This is a genomic window from Marinimicrobium sp. UBA4509 (assembly GCF_002388575.1).
In the GTDB taxonomy this organism is placed as follows: domain Bacteria; phylum Pseudomonadota; class Gammaproteobacteria; order Pseudomonadales; family Cellvibrionaceae; genus Marinimicrobium; species Marinimicrobium koreense.
Genome location: NZ_DGMV01000049.1, coordinates 9,306 through 13,715, shown reverse-complemented (window position 1 = coordinate 13,715; position 4,410 = coordinate 9,306). Strand labels below are relative to the sequence as shown.

The 4,410-nt window shown below is 60.9% G+C and carries 5 protein-coding genes; all 5 read right to left on the bottom strand.

The window, feature by feature from the left end:
- Window positions 1-32 precede the first annotated feature (32 nt).
- The gene (locus B3520_RS07775; RefSeq protein WP_123639534.1) at window positions 33-497 is read right to left on the bottom strand and encodes an ion channel; all 465 of its coding nucleotides are present in this window, start codon (window positions 495-497) and stop codon (window positions 33-35) included.
- 64 nt (window positions 498-561) lie between these two features.
- On the bottom strand, window positions 562-2,553 hold the full coding sequence (locus B3520_RS07770) for a PhoX family protein (protein ID WP_286804114.1): 1,992 nt from the start codon (window positions 2,551-2,553) through the stop codon (window positions 562-564).
- A 137-nt stretch (window positions 2,554-2,690) separates the two neighbouring features.
- Window positions 2,691-3,461, bottom strand: coding sequence for a phosphotransferase (locus B3520_RS07765; protein WP_286804113.1), 771 nt, complete (start codon window positions 3,459-3,461; stop codon window positions 2,691-2,693).
- Window positions 3,454-4,089 (bottom strand): nicotinamide riboside transporter PnuC, encoded by a 636-nt coding sequence (gene pnuC, locus B3520_RS07760; RefSeq protein ID WP_123639537.1) that lies wholly within the window; start codon window positions 4,087-4,089, stop codon window positions 3,454-3,456. The genes B3520_RS07765 and pnuC overlap by 8 nt, the downstream gene beginning before the upstream one ends.
- Window positions 4,090-4,105: 16 nt before the next feature.
- A partial coding sequence (locus B3520_RS07755; RefSeq protein WP_286875817.1) for a YkoF family thiamine/hydroxymethylpyrimidine-binding protein occupies window positions 4,106-4,410 on the bottom strand: 305 nt, incomplete at its 5' end.

Genomic DNA, 4,410 nt, shown 5'->3' with positions numbered 1-4,410 from the left:
GCTTATCCGCCCTACGCGACCCAGCGTGTCCCCTAATCGCCACCCCAGGCCCGATTCATCACCAGGTAGCTGAACGACGCGGACCAGGTGATCATCATAAAACCCACCAGAGCCTCGGTACCGGCGAGAAACCGTATATCTCCGGCGGCCGACAAGTCGCCCCACCCCACTGTGGTGTAATTCGCGGCCGAAAAGTAAACGCAATCGAGCAGCGTCAACTCACTGTAGCCCTGAATCACTCCGTAGCCATCCAAACCCAACAGCAACCAGAACACAAAACCGAACATCCAGATTTCAACCACATGGGCGAACAGCAGAACAAACATGGTGAGCAGCACGACCGGGCGGGTCCGGTGGTTGCGACCAAAGCGTCGGTGTCGGTCGATATGCCAGCGGTTGAGCCACTGGATCACTTCGTAATGAAACACCACCCCCAGGGCCACCACGACCGCCGTGGCCACTACGGTGATAACTGAAGAACTTGCGCCAAGGTTCATCAACAGTCTCTCTATTGACGGATCGCCAACCGTTTACGCCACATGACCTGCCAGCCTTGAGCGGTCAGGTGCCGATCACGCCACCGTCGTTTTTGGTGATCAGTACCGTGGTGGAACGCGGCCGGGTTTTGCCATCGCTGGCCGGGTAGCTGATGCCCGGGTGTTGAACATTGATCCACATCGCGGTGCCATCCGGCGTCGCGGTAATACCGGTGATTTCGCAGCCGGACGGGCCGGTCAGAAAACGACGCACCTCCCGGGTCACCGGATCGGCGCAGAGCATCTGATTGGTGCCCATGGCATCGTAAACCGACTTGCCGTCACTGAAGTCAGTCTGAATCCAGAGGCGCCCCTCAGGATCAAACCATAGGCCATCAGGGCTGGCAAAAATATCCCCCTTGATGGTGCCGTATTGGTGATCGGTTTGCCAGCTTTCGTCGGCCGGGGGCTGCTCGCCAGCGAGCAAAAACAGCTCCCAGTGAAAGGCGGTGGCCGCCGGATGCCGGTTGTCCTCCCGCCAGCGCAATATCTGGCCGTGATGGTTTTCCGGGCGCGGGTTGGCGGCGTCGACCGGCTCGTTCGGATCGACACCCCGATCGGTGTTATTGGTCAGGGTCACGTAGCCATCGCGGGTAAAGGGGTTCACCGCGGTCCACTCTGGGCGATCCATTGGGGTTGCGCCCACCGCATCGGCCGCACTGCGCAAGTTGATCAGCACATCGGCCTGATCGCGGAAGCCATCTGTTTCGGTGAGGCCCGGCGCCCCCCAGACCAGCGGGCGCCACTCGCCGGTGCCATCTTCGTGATAGACCGCGACGTAAACGGTACCCTTGTCCAGAAGATCCCGATTGGCCTTCGGGTTATCGGCATCAAAGCGACCTTCCGGCACAAACTTGTAGACGTATTCGCCCCGGGTATCATCGCCGGAATAAAACGCGAGGATGCCATCCGGATGCTGAACGCAGGTGCAGCCTTCGCGCACAATGCGACCAAACGCGGTGCGCTTGACCGGCCTGGAGTCAGGGTCAAACGGATCCACCTCCACCACCCAGCCAAACCGGTTGGGTTCGTTCACATGGCCACCGTGGGGCTGCTCGGCCCGAGGGGTCGCATCAAAGCGCGGATCGGCCGATTCCCAATAGTTGTAGTGGCTGTTGAGACCGGCGGCAATGCCGTAGCGATGGTGTTCACGCCGACGGGCATGATCCGCCGCGTCGCGATTGACGAAATAGTTTTTCCAGTTTTCCTCGGCAATCAGGTAGGTGCCCCAGGGGGTCACCCCCATGGAGCAGTTGTTCAGGGTCCCCAGCACTTCCCGCCCTTGCGGATCGTCGGCAGTTTTCATCGCCTCCGCACCCGCGCAGGGGCCGCTGAGGGTCATGGGTGTGTATGCGGTCAGGCGACGGTTATAGCGCGAGGGGTAAACGCGCTGCCAGTCGCCCCGGGGATCTTTGCGCAGCTCGATAATGCTCAGCCCATGGCCCGCCTGCTCCTTGCGGACTTCATTGAGCGGCCTTACCCGCCGGCCTTGTTCATCTTCGGTGACGGTGGGGCCATCGGGGTGAATCGTCGCGTTGATGTACTCGTGGTTGATCACCAGCAGGCCGCGCTCATTGGGCGCATCCGGAAAAGGGAAAAAATGCATACCGTCGTGGTTCTGACCGGACTGCAGGGCCTGCTCGGTCCAGGTGTTCTGCGCATCGGGACGCCATTCGGGCGCCCCGCTTTCCACTGGGTCCCCCCAACTGAAAAAGGGTCGGGCCGTGTAGCCCTCGGGCACATCCACCCGGTCGTAACCCGGATCACTCGCCACCGGCACCGGCTTGAACCCGATGGCCGGGCGCGGACTGTCCCGAAAAGCGGCGGGCGCGCCTTCCCGGCTGGCACAGGCGCTGAGCAGGGTGGACGCCGCAAAGGGGCCGGCCAACAGGCCCAGGCCACCTTTCAGAACCCGGCGCCGGGCGTGGCTGACCTGATTGAGGTGTCGGTTATCGCTGGGGTTTACCCGCGTATCGCGGGCCTGGTCGGCGCACTGGATCAGGACGGACTGGTTCATCACTTTCGTTCACCTCACTCTCATTCGCCGTTACTCTCATCCACCGTTACGTGGAATAGGGCCACAATCACCCGGCGACTCCGGGTATGCTGCACGCTTTCGCCAAAAAGTGCCAGATGAGCCCCGGAAGAATCGCATCAGGTGACCGTCCGGTGCTCGTCAGACAGGGTAACGATCCGCTCCCACAGCGCGTTGGTCCACCTAGCCAACTCGTGAACGAAGGGCTCCCGCACCAGTGTGGGGTCGATACACCAGCGATCAATATCCGGATGTCCCACGGCGGCATACTCCCAATCGATCAGGTACAGACGATCGCCGGTCTCCAGGACATTTTCGGGAATCAGATCATGATGGGTCAGGACTGCTGGCCAATCCGACCGGTCGAACGCCACCAGGGTTTCCCGAAAGAGCCACCAGCTCGACGCCAGTGCTGCGTCAATCGCACCCGCGTTTTCCAATTGCTGCCAATAGTGGTCCAGGTAAGCGGTATAGGAACGACGGGGCGTACCCGGGGCCAGCACCTGCGCCGCCCCCAGACACTCCATTAACCGACGACGCTGCCGGGGGTCCTGAAAATCAGCGTCGCTCCAGGTGCGCCCATCAATATGCGGAAAAACCGTGAAGTCTCGCTGCGGTGACCAATAACAGGCACCCCGGGTCAATCCCGCCTCGGCGACGGTGTCAAGAATCGCGGCCTCCTGCGCCCGGTCAATCCCAAGGTGCGGGCCCCGGGGGTTGTTCAGGCGAAGCAGCAGGTCATCGTTGAGCCCCGGCGCTCGCAGGCGAAAGCTGCGATTGGTGCGCCCGCCCTCAATGGGACCGAGCACGCGGGGAGCGTCAGTGATCGGCAGCGGCCACTCCCGCCAGGTGGCGAGGGCGGTTTCGAGGCGAGTAAACGCGTCAGGCACAGGCCGCTTCCTCGGCGCGATCACTGCTCTGGCCGCGATAGTCACGAACCCAGCTTAGCCAACCAAAGACCGAGATGATCAGATACAGCGCCATCAACAGTGCGGTCAGGTACAAGCTGCGCTCCCAGAGGATGATCATTTGCAGGCTGTTGATCACCATCCAGTAAAGCCAGTTTTCCAGAACCTTTCGGGCCACCATATAGGTGGTCACCACGGCGGCCCAGGTGGTGAAGGAGTCCAGATAGGGCCAGGCGGCCTGGGTGAACATCGTCAACCAGGTACCGGAGGCCAGGCTGACCAGCACAATGCCCCCGATCACCAGCAGGTGGGTTCGCCAGCGCCAGGTCTGCACCGGCAGTTCGGTATCACCCCGACCACCGTGACGCCATTGCCACCAACCGTAAACGGCCATGGCCATGTAGTAGACGTTGAGCCCGGACTCCATCAGCAGGCTGACGTTCCAGTAGAGCGCGGTGTAGATGGCGGTGCTCAGAAAGCCCGCGTACCAGCACAGGGCGTTCTGACGCACGGCTAATACCAGGTAGGCCAGCGCAAGCGTTACCGCGACCAGCTCCCAGCCGAGCCACTGGGACCAGGTGTCGGCCAATTGTTGGGTGATGTCGTTCATCAACTCAGGGTTTCCATCAGTTCAGGGCTTCATAATTGGGCAGAAATTTGGTGACGAATACGGCTTTGCCATACTTTTCGTAACTGTATTTCATGCCATCACGCAGGATGTCCATGACGCGGTCGTAGTCGCCGGTGATGATGGTGCAGGTGGGCACGGTCTGAATCAGAATGCCTTCCTGCTGGTTGAGCCAGTCGATAAACCCTTTGATGGGCGGAATGTAGTCGCCATTAAACGGGTACATGCTGATTTCTACGGAGAGTTTCATGGTGTTGCCTCTCTTTAACTGGGTGGCTTTCGGTGAGCTGTTGGGGGCGTGGT

Bases quoted from the DNA above. Each gene is read 5' to 3' on its own strand.
- B3520_RS07775 (WP_123639534.1), bottom strand. From the start codon at position 497: ATGAACCTTGGCGCAAGTTCTTCAGTTATCACCGTAGTGGCCACGGCG.
- B3520_RS07770 (WP_286804114.1), bottom strand. From the start codon at position 2,553: ATGAACCAGTCCGTCCTGATCCAGTGCGCCGACCAGGCCCGCGATACG.
- pnuC (WP_123639537.1), bottom strand. From the start codon at position 4,089: ATGAACGACATCACCCAACAATTGGCCGACACCTGGTCCCAGTGGCTC.